The sequence below is a fragment of the Mycobacterium sp. OTB74 genome (assembly GCF_029892685.1).
Lineage (GTDB): Bacteria > Actinomycetota > Actinomycetes > Mycobacteriales > Mycobacteriaceae > Mycobacterium.
In genome coordinates this window covers 55,514-70,115 of record NZ_JARXVD010000011.1, presented here as the reverse complement: position 1 = coordinate 70,115, position 14,602 = coordinate 55,514, and the positions used below count along the sequence as shown (strand labels likewise).

At 65.3% G+C, this 14,602-nt stretch carries 12 protein-coding genes; 8 read left to right on the top strand and 4 right to left on the bottom strand.

The genetic code is table 11. The annotated features are described in order from the left end of the window. Positions 1 to 218 precede the first annotated feature (218 nt). Positions 219 to 1,748 carry an acetyl-CoA acetyltransferase gene (locus M2432_RS16020; RefSeq protein ID WP_280827807.1) on the top strand — a complete coding sequence of 510 codons (1,530 nt, stop codon included), beginning with the start codon at positions 219 to 221 and terminating at the stop codon, positions 1,746 to 1,748. Here the strand turns inward: M2432_RS16020 and M2432_RS16015 are convergent, their stop codons facing one another. Both M2432_RS16015 and M2432_RS16010 read right to left on the bottom strand, forming a co-directional pair. Continuing rightward, positions 1,749 to 2,066 (bottom strand): hypothetical protein, encoded by a 318-nt coding sequence (locus M2432_RS16015; RefSeq protein ID WP_280827806.1) that lies wholly within the window; start codon positions 2,064 to 2,066, stop codon positions 1,749 to 1,751. 112 nt (positions 2,067 to 2,178) lie between these two features. Further along, positions 2,179 to 3,030 (bottom strand): LLM class F420-dependent oxidoreductase, encoded by an 852-nt coding sequence (locus M2432_RS16010; protein WP_280827805.1) that lies wholly within the window; start codon positions 3,028 to 3,030, stop codon positions 2,179 to 2,181. Positions 3,031 to 3,313: 283 nt separating this feature from the next. Here M2432_RS16010 and M2432_RS16005 point away from each other — a divergent pair, with 283 nt between their 5' ends. The 5 genes from M2432_RS16005 (at position 3,314) to M2432_RS15985 (ending at position 8,926) form a co-directional block, all read left to right on the top strand. Continuing rightward, on the top strand, positions 3,314 to 4,237 hold the full coding sequence (locus tag M2432_RS16005; protein ID WP_280827804.1) for a DUF5336 domain-containing protein: 924 nt from the start codon (positions 3,314 to 3,316) through the stop codon (positions 4,235 to 4,237). A 57-nt stretch (positions 4,238 to 4,294) separates the two neighbouring features. Next, positions 4,295 to 5,827, top strand: coding sequence for a DUF6350 family protein (locus tag M2432_RS16000; protein WP_280827803.1), 1,533 nt, complete (start codon positions 4,295 to 4,297; stop codon positions 5,825 to 5,827). A 48-nt stretch (positions 5,828 to 5,875) separates the two neighbouring features. After that, a complete protein-coding gene (gene purN, locus M2432_RS15995) occupies positions 5,876 to 6,505 on the top strand; it encodes a phosphoribosylglycinamide formyltransferase (protein WP_280827802.1) in 630 nt (209 codons plus the stop codon). Positions 6,506 to 6,524: 19 nt separating this feature from the next. Next, a complete protein-coding gene (gene purH, locus M2432_RS15990) occupies positions 6,525 to 8,090 on the top strand; it encodes a bifunctional phosphoribosylaminoimidazolecarboxamide formyltransferase/IMP cyclohydrolase (protein ID WP_280827801.1) in 1,566 nt (521 codons plus the stop codon). A 95-nt stretch (positions 8,091 to 8,185) separates the two neighbouring features. Further along, a complete protein-coding gene (locus tag M2432_RS15985; RefSeq protein WP_280827800.1) occupies positions 8,186 to 8,926 on the top strand; it encodes a hypothetical protein in 741 nt (246 codons plus the stop codon). 5 nt (positions 8,927 to 8,931) lie between these two features. Here M2432_RS15985 and M2432_RS15980 read toward each other — a convergent pair whose 3' ends face one another. Next, entirely contained in the window at positions 8,932 to 9,945 is a 1,014-nt protein-coding gene (locus M2432_RS15980) for an alpha/beta hydrolase (protein WP_280827799.1), read from the bottom strand. Between the two features lie 76 nt (positions 9,946 to 10,021). Between M2432_RS15980 and M2432_RS15975 the strand changes: the two genes are divergently transcribed. Both M2432_RS15975 and M2432_RS15970 read left to right on the top strand, forming a co-directional pair. Further along, positions 10,022 to 11,404 carry an ATP-binding protein gene (locus M2432_RS15975; protein WP_280827798.1) on the top strand — a complete coding sequence of 461 codons (1,383 nt, stop codon included), beginning with the start codon at positions 10,022 to 10,024 and terminating at the stop codon, positions 11,402 to 11,404. A 20-nt stretch (positions 11,405 to 11,424) separates the two neighbouring features. Further along, on the top strand, positions 11,425 to 13,392 hold the full coding sequence (locus M2432_RS15970) for a VWA domain-containing protein (RefSeq protein WP_280827797.1): 1,968 nt from the start codon (positions 11,425 to 11,427) through the stop codon (positions 13,390 to 13,392). Here M2432_RS15970 and M2432_RS15965 read toward each other — a convergent pair. Beyond that, a complete protein-coding gene (locus M2432_RS15965; protein WP_280827796.1) occupies positions 13,389 to 14,600 on the bottom strand; it encodes a DUF1501 domain-containing protein in 1,212 nt (403 codons plus the stop codon). The genes M2432_RS15970 and M2432_RS15965 overlap by 4 nt on opposite strands. Positions 14,601 to 14,602 lie beyond the last annotated feature (2 nt).

Sequence of the window (14,602 nt, the reverse complement as noted above, 5' to 3'; positions counted from 1 at the left end):
CGCCGGCATCCAGGTCAGGCCTATGGCTGCTCACACAAGACTTAAAGTCCTGGTACTCAACGAGATCAGCGTTCTGCTTGTGATACCCAAGGCCGTCACTGTTCAACCGTACTTCGCCGGGGGAGTGTCTCCCGACGCAAATCCGCAGCTACCCGCAATTATGCCCGCAGATACCGGTCAGTTAGCCTGTCGAATTAACAGATGTCAGGAGGTTTGTAATGGGTGTCGATCCGCGTACCCCGGTGATCGTCGGCATCGGTCAGTTCACCGAGCGCCTGGAGGACCCTGACTATCGGGGCATGTCCTCGGTGGACCTCGCTACCGAAGCCGCACAGGCCGCGCTGCAGGACACCGGGGCCGACGTTGCCGCCGTCGCTGCGGCTATCGACACCGTCGCCGGGACCCGGCAATTCGAAATCTCCGGCCGCACACCGGCACCGTTGGGCAAGTCCAACAACTACCCGCGCTCAGTGGCGCGCCGCATCGGCGCAGACCCGGCTCGCGCTGTGCTGGAGGTCATTGGCGGACAAAGCCCGCAGCACCTGATCACCGAATTCTGCGGTGAGATCGTGGCCGGCAACGCCGACGTCGTGATGATCATGGGATCTGAAAATACTTCCAGTCTCAGGTATTTCGATGGCCGCGAGGACAAGCCGGATCACGCTGAGACGGTCGACGGTCAACTCGAAGACCGCGGCTACGGCTATGACGGCATCTTCGACGAGTACACCGTTCGGCATGGGCTGATCGGCGCCCCGGTGCAGTACGGCCTGCTGGACAACGCCCGTCGTGCCCGAATCGGGTTGTCGGTGCAGGACTATCGGCGCGCAATGGCAGAGCTGTTCTCCCCGATGTCGAAAGTCGCTGCCAAGAACCCGTATTCATCGGCTCCGGTAGAGCGGACCGTCGATGAGCTGGTCACCGTGACCGACAAGAACCGGATGATCTGCGACCCGTATCCGCGCCTGATGGTGGCTCGCGATCAGGTCAACATGGGTGCGGCGGCGCTGTTGATGTCGGTCGAGGCTGCGCGCAAACTCGGTGTGCCGGAATCAAAGTGGGTATATCTGCGCGGGCATGCGGACATGAAGGAACAGAAGCTGCTCGACCGCCCTGATGTCGGTGCCAGCCCGGCCTCGGTGCTGGCGGTGCAGGAAGCGTTGCGGGTGGCCGGAATTGGGCTCGACGACCTCTCGGCTTTCGATCTCTACAGCTGCTTCCCGTTCCCGGTGTTCAACATCTGCGACGGTGTCGACCTTGCGGTCTGCGACCCGCGCGGCCTGACGTTGACCGGTGGCCTGCCGTACTTCGGCGGGCCGGGAAACAACTACTCGCTGCACGGTATTGCCGAAGCAGTCGCTCGAATGCGCGAAGCTCCAGGCGAATTCGCGTTGATCGGAGCGAATGGCGGTATCGCAAGCAAGTTCTCGGTCGGTATCTATTCGACAGAACCCGCGGACTGGGTGCCGGACAACAGCGCCGAACTGTGCGCCGAGGTGTTGACGTGGCCGACGGTTGCGGTCACCGAACACGCCAACGGCCCGGCGACCATCGAGACGTACACCGTGCGGTACGACTGGACGCCGAACACCGGCATCATTATCGGGCGGCTGGACGCAGACGGCAGCCGCTTCCTGGCGACCACCACCGACGCCGATCTGATGTCGCTGCTGTGTGATGGGGAGCCCTTCGGCGCCAAGATCGTGGTGACCGCGACCGACGAGGGAAACCGGGCTGTGCTGGGCTGATCAGTCGTGTGGCTGATTACGGAATCGCTTGTGCAGCAACTGCCTTGACACTCCTAGCACGCGGGCGATCTCGGCCCGGTTCCATCCGTTGGCCCGAGCCTGCCGCGCGGCCTGCTCGTATTGCTTTCTGACCTCGGCCAGGTTGTCGCGGGCCCCGGCCAGTGCTCGGCGACTGATGACGTGCAGGTCCGCTAGCACCGGGTCCGGGTCAGGCGCCGGTTCGGCTTCGGAAAATATGCGCAGCAGCACCGACATCGACGGCTGCTCGATGTCGTGCGCACCTCTGTCCAGCCGCGACTCTCGGCTGGCGCCCGTCAACTTCTGTTGACAGTGTCAACAGAAGTTGACGAGCCGAGCTCGACAGGTTGCTAGGGAGAGGTCGGCCGACGCGCCCAGCCGAAACCGGGGCGCCCAGCCGAAACCGCTCGCCTCAGATCGCGAAGTCGCGCAGCTTCCCGGCCAACCGCTCCACGTAGGCGGCCACGGTGGCTTCGTCCTTGTCCGGCAGCCCGAACAGAACCTCGGTCACGCCAAGCGATTTCCAGTGCGCCAGCTTGTCGGCGTCCGGCTTGAAGTCCAGCGCGACGATCTGCGGCGCGCCGGAACGGCCGGCCGCGGCCCAGGTGTCCTGCAGCAGCTTCACCGGCTCGTCGATGTCCAAGTCGCGCGGCGTGGTGATCCAGCCATCGGCCGACCGGGCGATCCACTTGAAATTCTTCTCGGTACCTGCCGCGCCCACCAACACAGGAATGTGCGATTGCACAGGCTTCGGCCAGGCCCACGACGGACCGAACTTCACGAATTCGCCGTCGTACTCGGCCTCTTCCTCGGTCCACAGCGCGCGCATCGCCTCGATGTACTCGCGCAGCATGGTGCGACGCCGGGCCGGCGGCACGTTGTGGTCCATCAGTTCGTCGGTGTTCCAACCGAACCCGACACCGACCGACACTCGTCCGCCGGACAGATGATCAAGGGTGGCAATGGATTTCGCCAGAGTGATGGGGTCGTGCTCGACGGGCAGCGCCACCGCGGTGGACAGCCGCACCCGCGAGGTGACTGATGCTGCCGAACCCAGTGACACCCACGGATCGAGGGTGCGCATGTAGCGATCGTCAGGCAGAGTCTCGTCGCCGGTGGTGGGGTGAGCGGCCTGCCGTTTGACCGGGATGTGAGTGTGCTCGGGCACGTAGAAGGTGGTGAAGCCGTGGTCGTCGGCGAGTTTGGCGGCTGGCGCCGGGGCGATGCCGCGGTCGCTGGTGAAAAGTACGAGCCCGTAGTCCATACCCAGAATTAGAACGTGTTGCAGTATCGGGGCGCAAGACTGGGGTGCAAAAATCCTCAGTGTCTACGTCTACCTGCAGTTTTTGCGTTACGCGAGGTCGGCCAGCCGCGGGTGAACACGCGCCAAGGCCGTAGCTCAACAATCTTCCGCCACCTGACGCGCTCGCAAATTTTCTTTGCGGTGCTGGGCCGGGTGTCAGGTGTCCGGTGCCACACGAAGATGCGTGGCGCAGTCAGCGCGGTGCGCTAGCGTTGTTTCGAGTCGCCAAGGATCAGGAGAGGTCATGACGTACCCGCCCGGCAACCCCGGCTACCAACCTGTACATCAGCCCAGCCAGTTCGGTGGGCCGCCCCAGCAGTTCAATCGTCTACCCGAGCAGATTCCGCCGGCCCCTCCCGCGCCGGCCGGCCCGAGCAAGCTGCCCATGTACCTGACGACCGCTGTCGTGGCGCTCGGTCTGCTGGTTTTCGGCTTCAATTTCGCGCCACAGTTCACCGGCGGCGGTGAACCCGGGCATGCCGATGTCATCGCCGTCCTGCCTGTCCTGCTCGCGGTTCTGGCTGCGCTGCTGGCCGGCGTCAGCCTGCTGCCCAAGCAGAAGCCTTTCAAAGCTTGGGTCGCCATCCTCGCCGTGTTGGCGCTGCTCTTGGCCATCACTGAACTGATCCAGGCACCGAGCAACACCCCGGCGGCCTGGGGCCTGTACTCCGTCCTGGCTTTCTCGGCATTGCAGGCCGGCTGCGCGGTGGCCGCATTGCTTCTCGACGCCGGCGTCATCACGGCGCCCGCACCGCGGCCGGCTGATCCGTATTACAACGCGCCCGGCCAGCTACACGGCCAGTTCTACGGGCAGGGTGGCCCGCAGCAATTTGGACCGCGCGGTCCGCAGCCGCGCCCGGAATACGGCCAGCAGGGCGGGCAGTACTACGGTCAGCAGGGCGGATTCCCCGGACAGGGGCCGGGCGGTTACTCCGATCTCGGCCGTCAGCAGGGCAATCCGCAGCACAGCGTCGATTCGGGCCCGCCGACGCCGCCGACCGGTTTCCCGGCGTTCGGTCAGCCACACGCGCCGTCATCAGCCGGTTCCGAGGCGGGCTCAACGTACTCGCCGGCCGCGGAAACATCGGCCGAGTCGGCCGGGACAGAGCCGACGACGACTTTCCCGCAGCACCAGGCTCCCCAGCAATCCGGTTCGACGTCGTCATAATCGCAGGGGCAACTCGCGATGGGCGGGTGAATGCCTTTGCGAGGAGTGACCCAGCCAGTGGATAAGCGGCCAGTCGGCACACGTCAGGCACGTGACCTGCTCAGGGTTGCGTTCGGCCCGTCGGGCATTGCCCTGGTGGCCATCGCGGCACTGACGTTGCTGCAGCTGGTCATCGCCAATAGCGACCTGACGGGTGCGTTCGGTGCGATGGCCAGCATGTGGCTGGGCGTGCACGGCGTGCCGGTGTCGATCGGTGGCGCAGAGCTGGGCGTGATGCCCCTGATGCCGATGCTGGCCATGGTCTGGGGCTCGGCGCGAGTTACCGCCGCGGCAACCAGGCCGGGCTCGTCATGGTTCGTGGTCCGCTGGACCGTGGCGTCGGCCCTCGGTGGCCCGCTGCTCATCGCGGCGATCTCGCTTGCGGTGATTCACGACGCCTCATCGGTGCTCACCGACCTGCAGACCCCCAGCGCGTTGCGCGCATTCGGCGCAGTTCTGACGGTGCACCTGGTGGGTGCAGCGATCGGCGTCGGGTCACGGATGCAAGGCCGCTTGCTGACCGATGCACATCTTCCGCAGTGGTTGCCCGAGGCGTTCCGCGGAGCCGCAGCCGGGGTGTTGGCATTGCTCGGCTTGTCCGGTGCGGCCGCAACCTGCTCCATGGTCGTGCACTGGGCCACCATGCATGACCTGTACGCGGTCACCGACTCTGTGTTCGGGCAGCTCAGTCTGACGCTGCTCTCGATCCTGTACATACCCAACGTGATGGTCGGTGCCGCGGCGGTGGCGACGGGCTCGAGCGCACACATCGGATTGGCGACGTTCAGCGCGTTCACCGTGCTCGGCGGCGACATTCCGGCCGTCCCGGTGCTGGCCGCAGTGCCGACCCCGCCCTTGGGGCCGGTATGGGTGGTGCTGCTGGTCATCGCTGCAGCCTCGGCTGTCGCGGTGGGCCAGCAATGTGCACGACGGCCGGCACCCTGGCCGACGGCCGCGGCCAAGCTCGTCGTCGCCTCGACGCTGGCCGCGGCGGTCATGGTGTTGTTGGCCTGTGCCGGCAGCGGTCGCCTGGGAAACTTCGGCGACGTAGGGGTGGATCAGACGACGTTCGGTCCGTCGGTGTTCCTGTGGTTCGTGTCGATCGGTGGGTTGACGGTGGCAATGGCCGGTGGTCTGACCCGTCGGCCGCCGCGTGCGGTGGTACCCAAGCCGGCGGTGGCCAGCCAGCAGCCTTTGGCCGAAACCGCGACAGACGACGACGCTGTGACCGAGGTGATTTCCGAGGAGACGGCGGAAGGACCGTTCGGAGAAGTGCTGGCAGACGATACGGACGACGCCGGCAGCTCACACTTCGCCGGTGGTCCGGCCTTTGAATCAGAACAGGCACAAGAGCCGGTGCCAGCGTCTGAGCCGGTGTCGAGTGATGAGCCGTCAGACTCTGATCGGCGCCCGGAACCCGAGATGACACCGGCGCCGGACGAGGCATATCACACGGTAGCTACCGATCACTTCGGCGAACCGGTCGCGTTTGATCCTGATGAAGACCCGGAAGCACATTTCGTCGTAGATGACGATGATCACGCTCGTTAGCGGCGTACCAGGGACAGAGCACGCGTCCGGGCCGATTAGGCTGTTTGCGTGCAGAAACCGCTCCGGGTGCCCCCGTGTGCGCCGGCGCGGCTCGTGGTCTTGGCGTCGGGGGCCGGCTCCTTGTTGCAGGCCGTGCTGGACGCCGCGGCCGCCGACTACCCGGCTCGGGTGGTAGCTGTCGGTACCGATCGGGACTGCGCCGCCGTGGACATTGCCACGGCAGCCGGCGCACCGGTCTTCACCACCCGCTTGCGCGATCACGCCGACCGCTCCTCCTGGGATGCGGCGCTGACCGAGGCCACAGCGGCTCATGAACCCGATCTGGTGGTGTCCGCAGGCTTCATGAAAATCCTTGGCCCGACCTTTCTTTCCCGCTTCGGCGGTCGGGTCCTGAACACCCACCCGGCGCTGCTGCCGGCTTTCCCTGGCGCGCACGCGGTGCCTGATGCACTGGACTACGGGGTACGCGTAACCGGCAGCACTGTGCACCTGGTGGATGCCGGCACCGACACCGGGCCGATCCTGGCGCAGGAGGCGGTGCCGGTGCTCGACGACGATGACGAAGCGTCATTGCATGAACGGATCAAGGTCGTCGAACGGCGACTGTTGGTGGATGTGATCGCCGCGGTGGTCCTCCGCGGCGTGACCTGGAGTGGACGAAAGGCAGTAATAGGATGACGCGGACGCGAGGAGCAAGATGACTGGCGATACCCGACGCCCGATTCGGCGCGCGCTGATCAGCGTGTATGACAAGACCGGTTTGGTGGACTTGGCCCGCGGCTTGCACCAAGCTGGGGTGACCCTGGTGTCCACTGGATCGACTGCGAAAACTATTGCTGCCGAGGGTATTCCGGTGACTCCAGTGGAAGAGGTCACGGGTTTTCCGGAGGTGCTGGACGGCCGGGTCAAGACCCTGCATCCGCGGGTGCATGCCGGCCTGCTGGCCGACACGCGCAAGGCCGAGCACCTGGCTGCCCTCTCTGAACTCGGCGTTGAGGCGTTCGAGTTGGTGGTGGTGAACCTGTACCCGTTCACGGAGACCGTGGCATCGGGTGCCACCGAGGACGAGTGCGTCGAGCAGATCGACATCGGCGGCCCGTCGATGGTGCGTGCTGCGGCCAAGAACCACCCGAGCGTGGCTGTGGTGGTGGACCCGCTGGGTTACGACGGTGTGCTGGCCGCGGTGCGGGCCGGCGGTTTCACCTTGGACGAGCGAAAGAAGCTGGCGTCGTTGGCATTCCGGCACACTGCCGAGTACGACGTGGCGGTGGCTTCCTGGATGGGTTCGGTGCTTTCGCCAGAGGAGGGGGCCTCATTCCCGGCGTGGACCGGTGCGACGTGGCGGCGCTCCAATGTACTGCGCTATGGCGAGAACCCGCACCAGCAGGCCGCGCTCTACCGTGACGACGCCGGCTGGCCGGGACTGGCTCAGGCCGAGCAGCTGCACGGAAAAGAGATGTCCTACAACAACTTCACCGATGCCGATGCTGCCTGGCGGGCCGCGTTCGACCACGAGGACATCTGCGTTGCGATCATCAAGCACGCCAACCCGTGCGGCATTGCGGTGTCGTCGATTTCGGTCGCCGATGCGCACCGTAAGGCGCACGAGTGCGACCCGCTCAGTGCCTTCGGTGGCGTGATCGCCACCAACACCGCGGTCAGTGAAGAGATGGCGCAGACCGTTGCGGACATCTTCACCGAGGTGATCGTCGCTCCGGCATTCGAGCCGGGTGCGGTGGAAATTCTGAGCCGTAAGAAGAACATTCGCATCCTTGTCGCTTCGGAGCCGCAGGTTGGTGGCACTGAGTTCCGGCAGATCAGCGGTGGGGTGCTGGTGCAGCAGCGTGACGCGCTGGACGCCGCCGGTGACGATCCGGCCAACTGGACGCTGGCGACCGGGGCACCGGCCGACCCAGGAACCCTGGCCGATCTGGTGTTCGCATGGCGGGCCTGTCGCGCGGTCAAGTCCAACGCCATCGTCGTTGCTGCCGGCGGTGCGACCGTCGGTGTCGGCATGGGCCAGGTGAACCGGGTTGACGCCGCCCGCCTTGCAGTTGAGCGGGGCGGCGATCGGGTGCGCGGCGCTGTAGCGGCCTCCGATGCCTTCTTCCCGTTCCCCGACGGGCTGGAAACTCTGACCAATGCCGGACTGAAAGCCGTTGTGCACCCAGGGGGTTCGGTCCGCGATGCGGAAGTCACCGAGGCTGCTGCCAAAGCCGGGATCACGCTGTACCTCACCGGTGCCCGCCACTTCGCACATTAGGTTCCGCCGCCGAATGGCCAGTTAAGACACGCAAAAGCCAAAATCCGTGTCATAACTGGCCTCTGGACGCAGATGTCCACAATTAGACTCCGGCCATGGTTACGAGTGAGCATCGCGTTTGGTTGGCCGGATTGATGGCGTTGACCATGGCGGTGTGCCCGGCTTGCGACCAGTTCGTCAAGTACGGCGACGATCATGCGGTGGCCAGTGACAGGCCAACGGGAACAGGCAAGGCCAAGCCGGGTACACCGGGGTCATCCACTGCGAAGGCATCGCCAGGCGGCGGCGCCTCGGGTGCGCCGTCGGCTGATGCCTGTACCAAAGTCAGTGCCCCACTGGTCGACGTCCCGCTCGCGGCGGGCGTCAGCACAGGTTCGGAGCCGCAGATCCGCGTGCCCAAACCGGCTGGCTGGAATCGGCTCACCTCGTTGGATTCCAAGTTGATCCGTTACACGATGCGCAATGAGGCGCTGGCCGCCAACGGATTTACCCCGACGGCAGTGGTAACCCTGGATTCGCGCCCCGGCGCGGTCTCGGCTGACGACGTCTTCGAGCAGGAGCTACACGAGGTGACCTCGCAGTTGGGTGCCACCGACCTGCACATGACCGATATCAAGGTGTGTGGGCTGCCCGGCAAGCGGGCGACCTACATGGCGCCGGCCATGGGCCAGCTGCCACCGCGTCCGGTCAAGGTGGTCAGTGCGGTGATCACGGCGAATGGCCAAACCTTCGACGTGTCGGTCACCATTCAGACAACTGAGCCGGACAACCCGACCTACAAAGCCGATTCCGAAGACATTCTGAACGGCCTGCAGGTGTTGCCGCCGCCCAGTTGAGATACCTACGAGGCGGCTTCGTCGCGGGCGGCAGAAGTCACGTAGGAGACGAACGACGCGATCTCCGCGGTTGCCTTACGCGCGTCGGGGTTGATGTCGAAGAAGAGCTGGAACAGGTGCATTGCCTTGTCCCACGCCTGAACCCACACCGGTACGCCGGCCGCGCGCAACCGTTCGGCCAGGATGAACGAATCATTGCGCAGCATCTCGTCGGTCCCGACCTGAATCAGGAACGGTCCCAACCCGTGCAGCTCGGCGTCCGGCGGCATGACCGGCACCTCTCGGGTGCCGTTGACCGTGGCGAACACGTCGTAGAGGAATTTGACCGACATGAAGGGGAACAGCACGTCGCGGTGCTCGAGCATGGCGTTGTACTTCAGGTTCATGTCCGACGACGTCAGCGGTGACAGCAGCACCTGTCCCGCGGGTACCCGCAGGCCGGCGTCACGCGCGGCCAGGGCGGTGTCGGCGGCGATCAGCCCACCTGCCGAGTCTCCCGCGATCACGATGTTGTGCGGGGCGACTCCGGAAGCCAGTACAGAGCGGTAGGCATCCAAACCGTCGGCGATTGCGTCATCGATGGTTGCGTGCGGCGCCAGGCGGTAGCCGACGTTGAGGACTTGAGCGCCGGTGTCGGCGGACAGCTTGCTGGCCCAGCGGCGATGTGAATTGAGACCGAGCGAGATCAAGGCCGACCCGTGGAAGTAGACGATCACGCGGTCGGAGTTCCGCGCCGACGGCGCGACGACCCATTCGGCAGGGCAGTTAGGCAGAGTGACGCTCGTCACGGTGGTTTGCGGGAGCGGCCGCACGACCCGCAGCGGACGGTCGACGAAGTCGTACCGGCCGCGCTGCAGTAGATCGGGCCATACGCGGTTGACAGCCAGGCCGATCAGCGTGAACAGCGCAATTCCCGTGCGGATGAACACCGCAGTCACGGCTCCGAGCAGGTGGCTCTGCCAGGCTGCCGGGCCGAACTCGATGTCGGTGGGGCGGTGCGTCCAGTCATGCCAATTCACGGTACCGATGGTACCGGGTAGGTGGGGGTACCCCAACGTGCTGCCAGCGAGGTCACACCGTCGTAGCGTGGAGGTCGTGACATCACCTAACGACCTCCCGACAACTCTTGGCGCACTGAAGGCCACGGGCCACCGTGAGCGGGGCATCAAGACCGAGATTCGGGAGAACCTGCTGGCCGCGCTGGCCGAGGGCCGCGACGTCTGGCCGGGCATCTTCGGCTTCGAGGACACCGTTCTGCCGCAGCTGGAGCGGGCACTGATCGCCGGACATGACGTTGTGCTGCTGGGCGAGCGCGGTCAGGGCAAGACCCGCCTGTTGCGGGCCCTGGTCGGCCTGCTGGACGAGTGGACGCCGGTCATCGAGGGTTCGGAGTTGGGCGAGCACCCCTACAGCCCGATCACCCCCGAGTCGATTCGCAAGGTGGCCGATTCTGGTGACGACACCCCGGTGACTTGGAAGCACCGCAGCGAGCGCTACACCGAGAAGCTGGCTACCCCGGACACCAGCGTCGCCGACCTGGTCGGTGATATCGACCCGATCAAGGTGGCCGAGGGACGCAGTCTGGGCGATCCCGAGACCATCGCCTACGGCCTGATCCCGAGGGCGCACCGCGGCGTCGTGGCCATCAACGAGCTGCCCGACCTGGCTGAGCGGATTCAGGTGGCGATGCTCAACGTGATGGAGGAACGGGACATCCAGGTTCGCGGCTACACCCTGCGACTGCCCCTGGACGTCCTGGTGGTGGCCAGTGCCAACCCGGAGGATTACACCAACCGTGGACGTATCATCACGCCACTGAAAGACCGCTTCGGCGCCGAGATCCGGACCCACTACCCGCTGGAACTCGACGCCGAGGTCGGCGTCATCAAGCAGGAAGCCCACCTGGCCGCCGAGGTCCCCGAGTATCTGCTGCAGATTCTGGCCCGCTTCGCCCGCTATCTGCGTGAGTCGCAGTCCGTTGACCAACGCTCCGGTGTGTCAGCACGTTTCGCCATTGCGGCGGCGGAAACCGTCGGGGCCGCGGCCCAGCACCGGTCAGCGATCCTGGGCGAGCAGGACCCGGTGGCTCGCGTGGTCGACCTCCAGACCGTGATCGGGGTGCTGCGCGGCAAGCTGGAATTCGAGTCCGGAGAAGAGGGACGCGAGCAGGCGGTGCTGGAGCATCTGCTGCGCCGGGCCACGGCGGATACCGCACAGCGGCTGCTCGGCGGTATCGACGTCGGCCCGCTGGTTGCGGCAGTCGAAGGGGATTCGCCGGTGACGACGGGCGAGCGGGTATCGGCCAAGGACGTGCTGGCGGCGCTGCCGGACCTGCCGGTGGTTGACGCCGTTTCCGAGCGGCTGGGTGCTTCGACCGACGGCGAGCGGGCTGCTGCCGTCGAATTGGCTTTGGAAGCACTGTATTTGGCGAAGCGCATAGACAAGACGTCGGGCGAGGGTGAAACGGTTTATGGCTAGACAAGTGGTGGGTGTAGCTCATGAGTAAGCACACCTCCCGGTATTCGCGGTACACCGGCGGCCCCGATCCATTGGCTCCGCCGGTCGACCTGCGCGACGCGCTGGAGCGGATCGGCCAGGACGTCATGGAGGGGGCATCGCCCCGGCGGGCATTGTCAGAGTTGTTGCGGCGCGGCACAGAAAACATGCGTGGCGCCGATCGACTGGCCGCCGAGGCCAACCGCCGACGTCGGGAACTGTTGTCCCGCAACAATCTTGACGGCACGTTGCAAGAAATCAAGAAGCTGCTCGACGAGGCGGTACTGGCCGAGCGTAAGGAACTGGCTCGGGCTTTGGACGACGATGCCCGGTTCGGTGAGTTGCAGCTGGAGTCTCTTTCCCCGTCACCGGCCAAGGCTGTGCAAGAGCTGTCCGAATACGACTGGCGCTCAACCGAAGCCCGAGAGAAGTACGAGCAGATCAAAGATCTGCTCGGTCGGGAGATGCTGGACCAGCGTTTTGCCGGCATGAAGGAGGCACTGGAAAACGCCACCGACGAGGACCGTCAAGCTGTCAACGACATGCTGGACGACCTGAACAACCTGCTGGACAAGCACTCCCGTGGCGAGGACACCCAGCAGGATTTTCAGGAATTCATGGCCAAACACGGCCAGTACTTCCCGGAGAACCCGCAGAACATCGATGAACTGCTGGACTCGCTGGCCAAGCGTGCTGCCGCTGCTCAGCGCTTTCGCAACAGTCTGTCGGCCGATCAGCGTGCCGAGCTGGATGCGTTGGCGCAGCAGGCATTCGGTTCGCCGTCACTGATCAACGCGTTGGATCGGCTGGATCAGCATTTGCAGGCCGCACGCCCGGGCGAGGACTGGACCGGCGAGCAGAGTTTCACCGGAAACAACCCGCTGGGCATGGGGGAGGCTGCGCGGGCCCTGGAAGACGTCGCAGAGCTTGAGCAGCTGGCCGAACAGCTTTCGCAGAGCTATGCCGGTGCCCAGATGGACGACGTTGACCTGGACATGCTGGCCCGTCAGCTCGGCGACGAGGCTGCCGTCGATGCTCGTAGTCTGGCCGAACTGGAACGGGCCCTGATGAATCAGGGATTCCTGGATCGCGGTTCGGACGGCAACTGGCGGCTGTCGCCCAAGGCGATGCGCCAACTCGGTCAGGCAGCACTGCGTGATGTGGCGCAACAGCTTTCCGGCCGCCACGGTGAGAGGGACACCCGTCGGGCCGGCGCTGCAGGAGAGCTGACCGGAGCCACCCGGCCCTGGCAGTTCGGCGACACCGAGCCGTGGAACGTCACCCGGACCCTGACCAATACCGTTCTGCGCCAATCTGGTACGGGCGACGATGGCCCACTACGGATCAGCGTCGATGATGTGGAGATTTCGGAGACCGAGACCCGTACCCAGGCCGCGGTGGTGCTGTTGGTGGACACCTCGTTCTCCATGGTGATGGAGAACCGCTGGTTGCCCATGAAGCGAACCGCGCTGGCGCTCAACCACCTGGTGAGTACCAGATTCCGGTCGGATGCGTTGGAGATCATCGCTTTTGGCCGGCATGCTCGGACGGTGAGTGCGGCGGAGTTGACCGGCCTGGAAGGTGTCTACGAGCAGGGCACCAATCTGCACCACGCACTGCTGCTGGCCGCGCGGCACCTACGTCGGCATCCGAATGCGCAGCCGGTGATTTTGGTGGTCACCGACGGTGAACCGACGGCGCACCTGGAGCAGTACCGAGAAGGCACCGAGACCTTCTTCGACTACCCACCGCATCCGCGCACCATCGCTTTCACCGTGCGCAGCTTCGACGAGGTGGCTCGAATGGGCGCACAGATCACCATCTTCCGGCTGGGTAGCGACCCCGGGCTGGCGCGGTTCATCGACCAGGTGGCGCGTCGTGTCGAAGGCCGGGTGGTGGTGCCGGAGCTGGATGGGCTGGGTGCCGCGGTGGTCGGTGACTACCTGCGCTCCCGTCGTCGCCGCCGCTAGAGGAAGCCGACTTCTTTGCGGTTGGAGCCGACGATCGGTGCGGGGTCGGCACCGAGCGTGCACGCCAGTACTTCGTGGTAGACATCGCGAAAGTCCGTGGTGACCTTGAGGTCTCCGTTGTCCAGGTCGGTCAGTGACGGCTCGTCGCCATAGAACCCGCCCTTGACGGGCAGGCCGGCGATGAACATGGGTCCTGCGGTGCCGTGGTCGGTGCCCTGTGACGCGTTGGCCCTAACCCTGCGGCCGAACTCTGAATAGGTCATCAGCACAAGGTTTTTACCGCGTGGGTCGGATGACATCTGCTGCAGAAAGCCGGTGACCGCGGCATCGAGTTGGCCAAGGAGTCGTTGCTGCGTGCCCCGTTCGTTGGCATGGGTGTCGAATCCACCCAGGCTCACGGTGTACACCTGCGTCGGCACTCCCGCCTTGATGCACCGGGCTACCACCTCGAGTTGTTCGGCCAACCCACTGGCGGCCTTGGCCTGCTGGTGTGCGGGCCTCACCACGGGTTGCTGGGTCGCTGGTTGTAACGCCGCATCGGCTGTCTGGGCAGAGCGGTACGACCCGCGCACCATTGCCATGGCCGGGGTGTCCTGCGGATCAGCGGTGCCCAGCGAGTCGATGGTTTCGGCGAAGGACTTGACGGTGCTATCGCCCTTGACTGAAAGCGCTGCTGCAGTGACTTTTTCGCCTACTGCCAGCGGCGGTAGCACGGTGCCGATGTTGACCGCGCGCAGTGGATCGTCGCCGGTCGCGTCGAGCCATCGCCCGATCCAACCGGTGGAAACCGGCTCCTCCGGCGAGGCGGTCTGCCAGATGTCCATAGACCGAAAATGGCTGTGGTCGGGCTTGGGATAACCAACCCCGCGGACGATGGCGAGTTGTTTTTTCTGCCAAAGCCCGGCCAGGCCGCGCATTCCCGGATTCAACCCGAGTTGGGAATCCAGGTGCAGCACATCCGATGCTGCATAGGCCAATTCGGGACGGGCCTGGTGATAGGCCGGGTCGGCGTAGGGGATCAGCGAGTTGATGCCGTCGTTGCCCCCGTACATCGTCACCAGTACCAGGATCCCCGAGCCTGCAGCCAGGGGCCGGTCCCGGGCTGCCTGCATCAACTCTGGCAGCCCAAAGACGCCACCCGCCAACAGTCCGGCGGCGGTCAACCCAGTGCTGGCGAACAGAAACCTGCGGCGATTCATCTCGACCATGC

Coding starts and splice junctions, on each gene's coding strand:
- M2432_RS16020 (WP_280827807.1), top strand. CDS start 219: ATGGGTGTCGATCCGCGTACCCCGGTGATCGTCGGCATCGGTCAGTTC.
- M2432_RS16010 (WP_280827805.1), bottom strand. CDS start 3,030: ATGGACTACGGGCTCGTACTTTTCACCAGCGACCGCGGCATCGCCCCG.
- M2432_RS16005 (WP_280827804.1), top strand. CDS start 3,314: ATGACGTACCCGCCCGGCAACCCCGGCTACCAACCTGTACATCAGCCC.
- purH (WP_280827801.1), top strand. CDS start 6,525: ATGACTGGCGATACCCGACGCCCGATTCGGCGCGCGCTGATCAGCGTG.
- M2432_RS15985 (WP_280827800.1), top strand. CDS start 8,186: ATGGTTACGAGTGAGCATCGCGTTTGGTTGGCCGGATTGATGGCGTTG.
- M2432_RS15970 (WP_280827797.1), top strand. CDS start 11,425: ATGAGTAAGCACACCTCCCGGTATTCGCGGTACACCGGCGGCCCCGAT.
- M2432_RS15965 (WP_280827796.1), bottom strand. CDS start 14,600: ATGGTCGAGATGAATCGCCGCAGGTTTCTGTTCGCCAGCACTGGGTTG.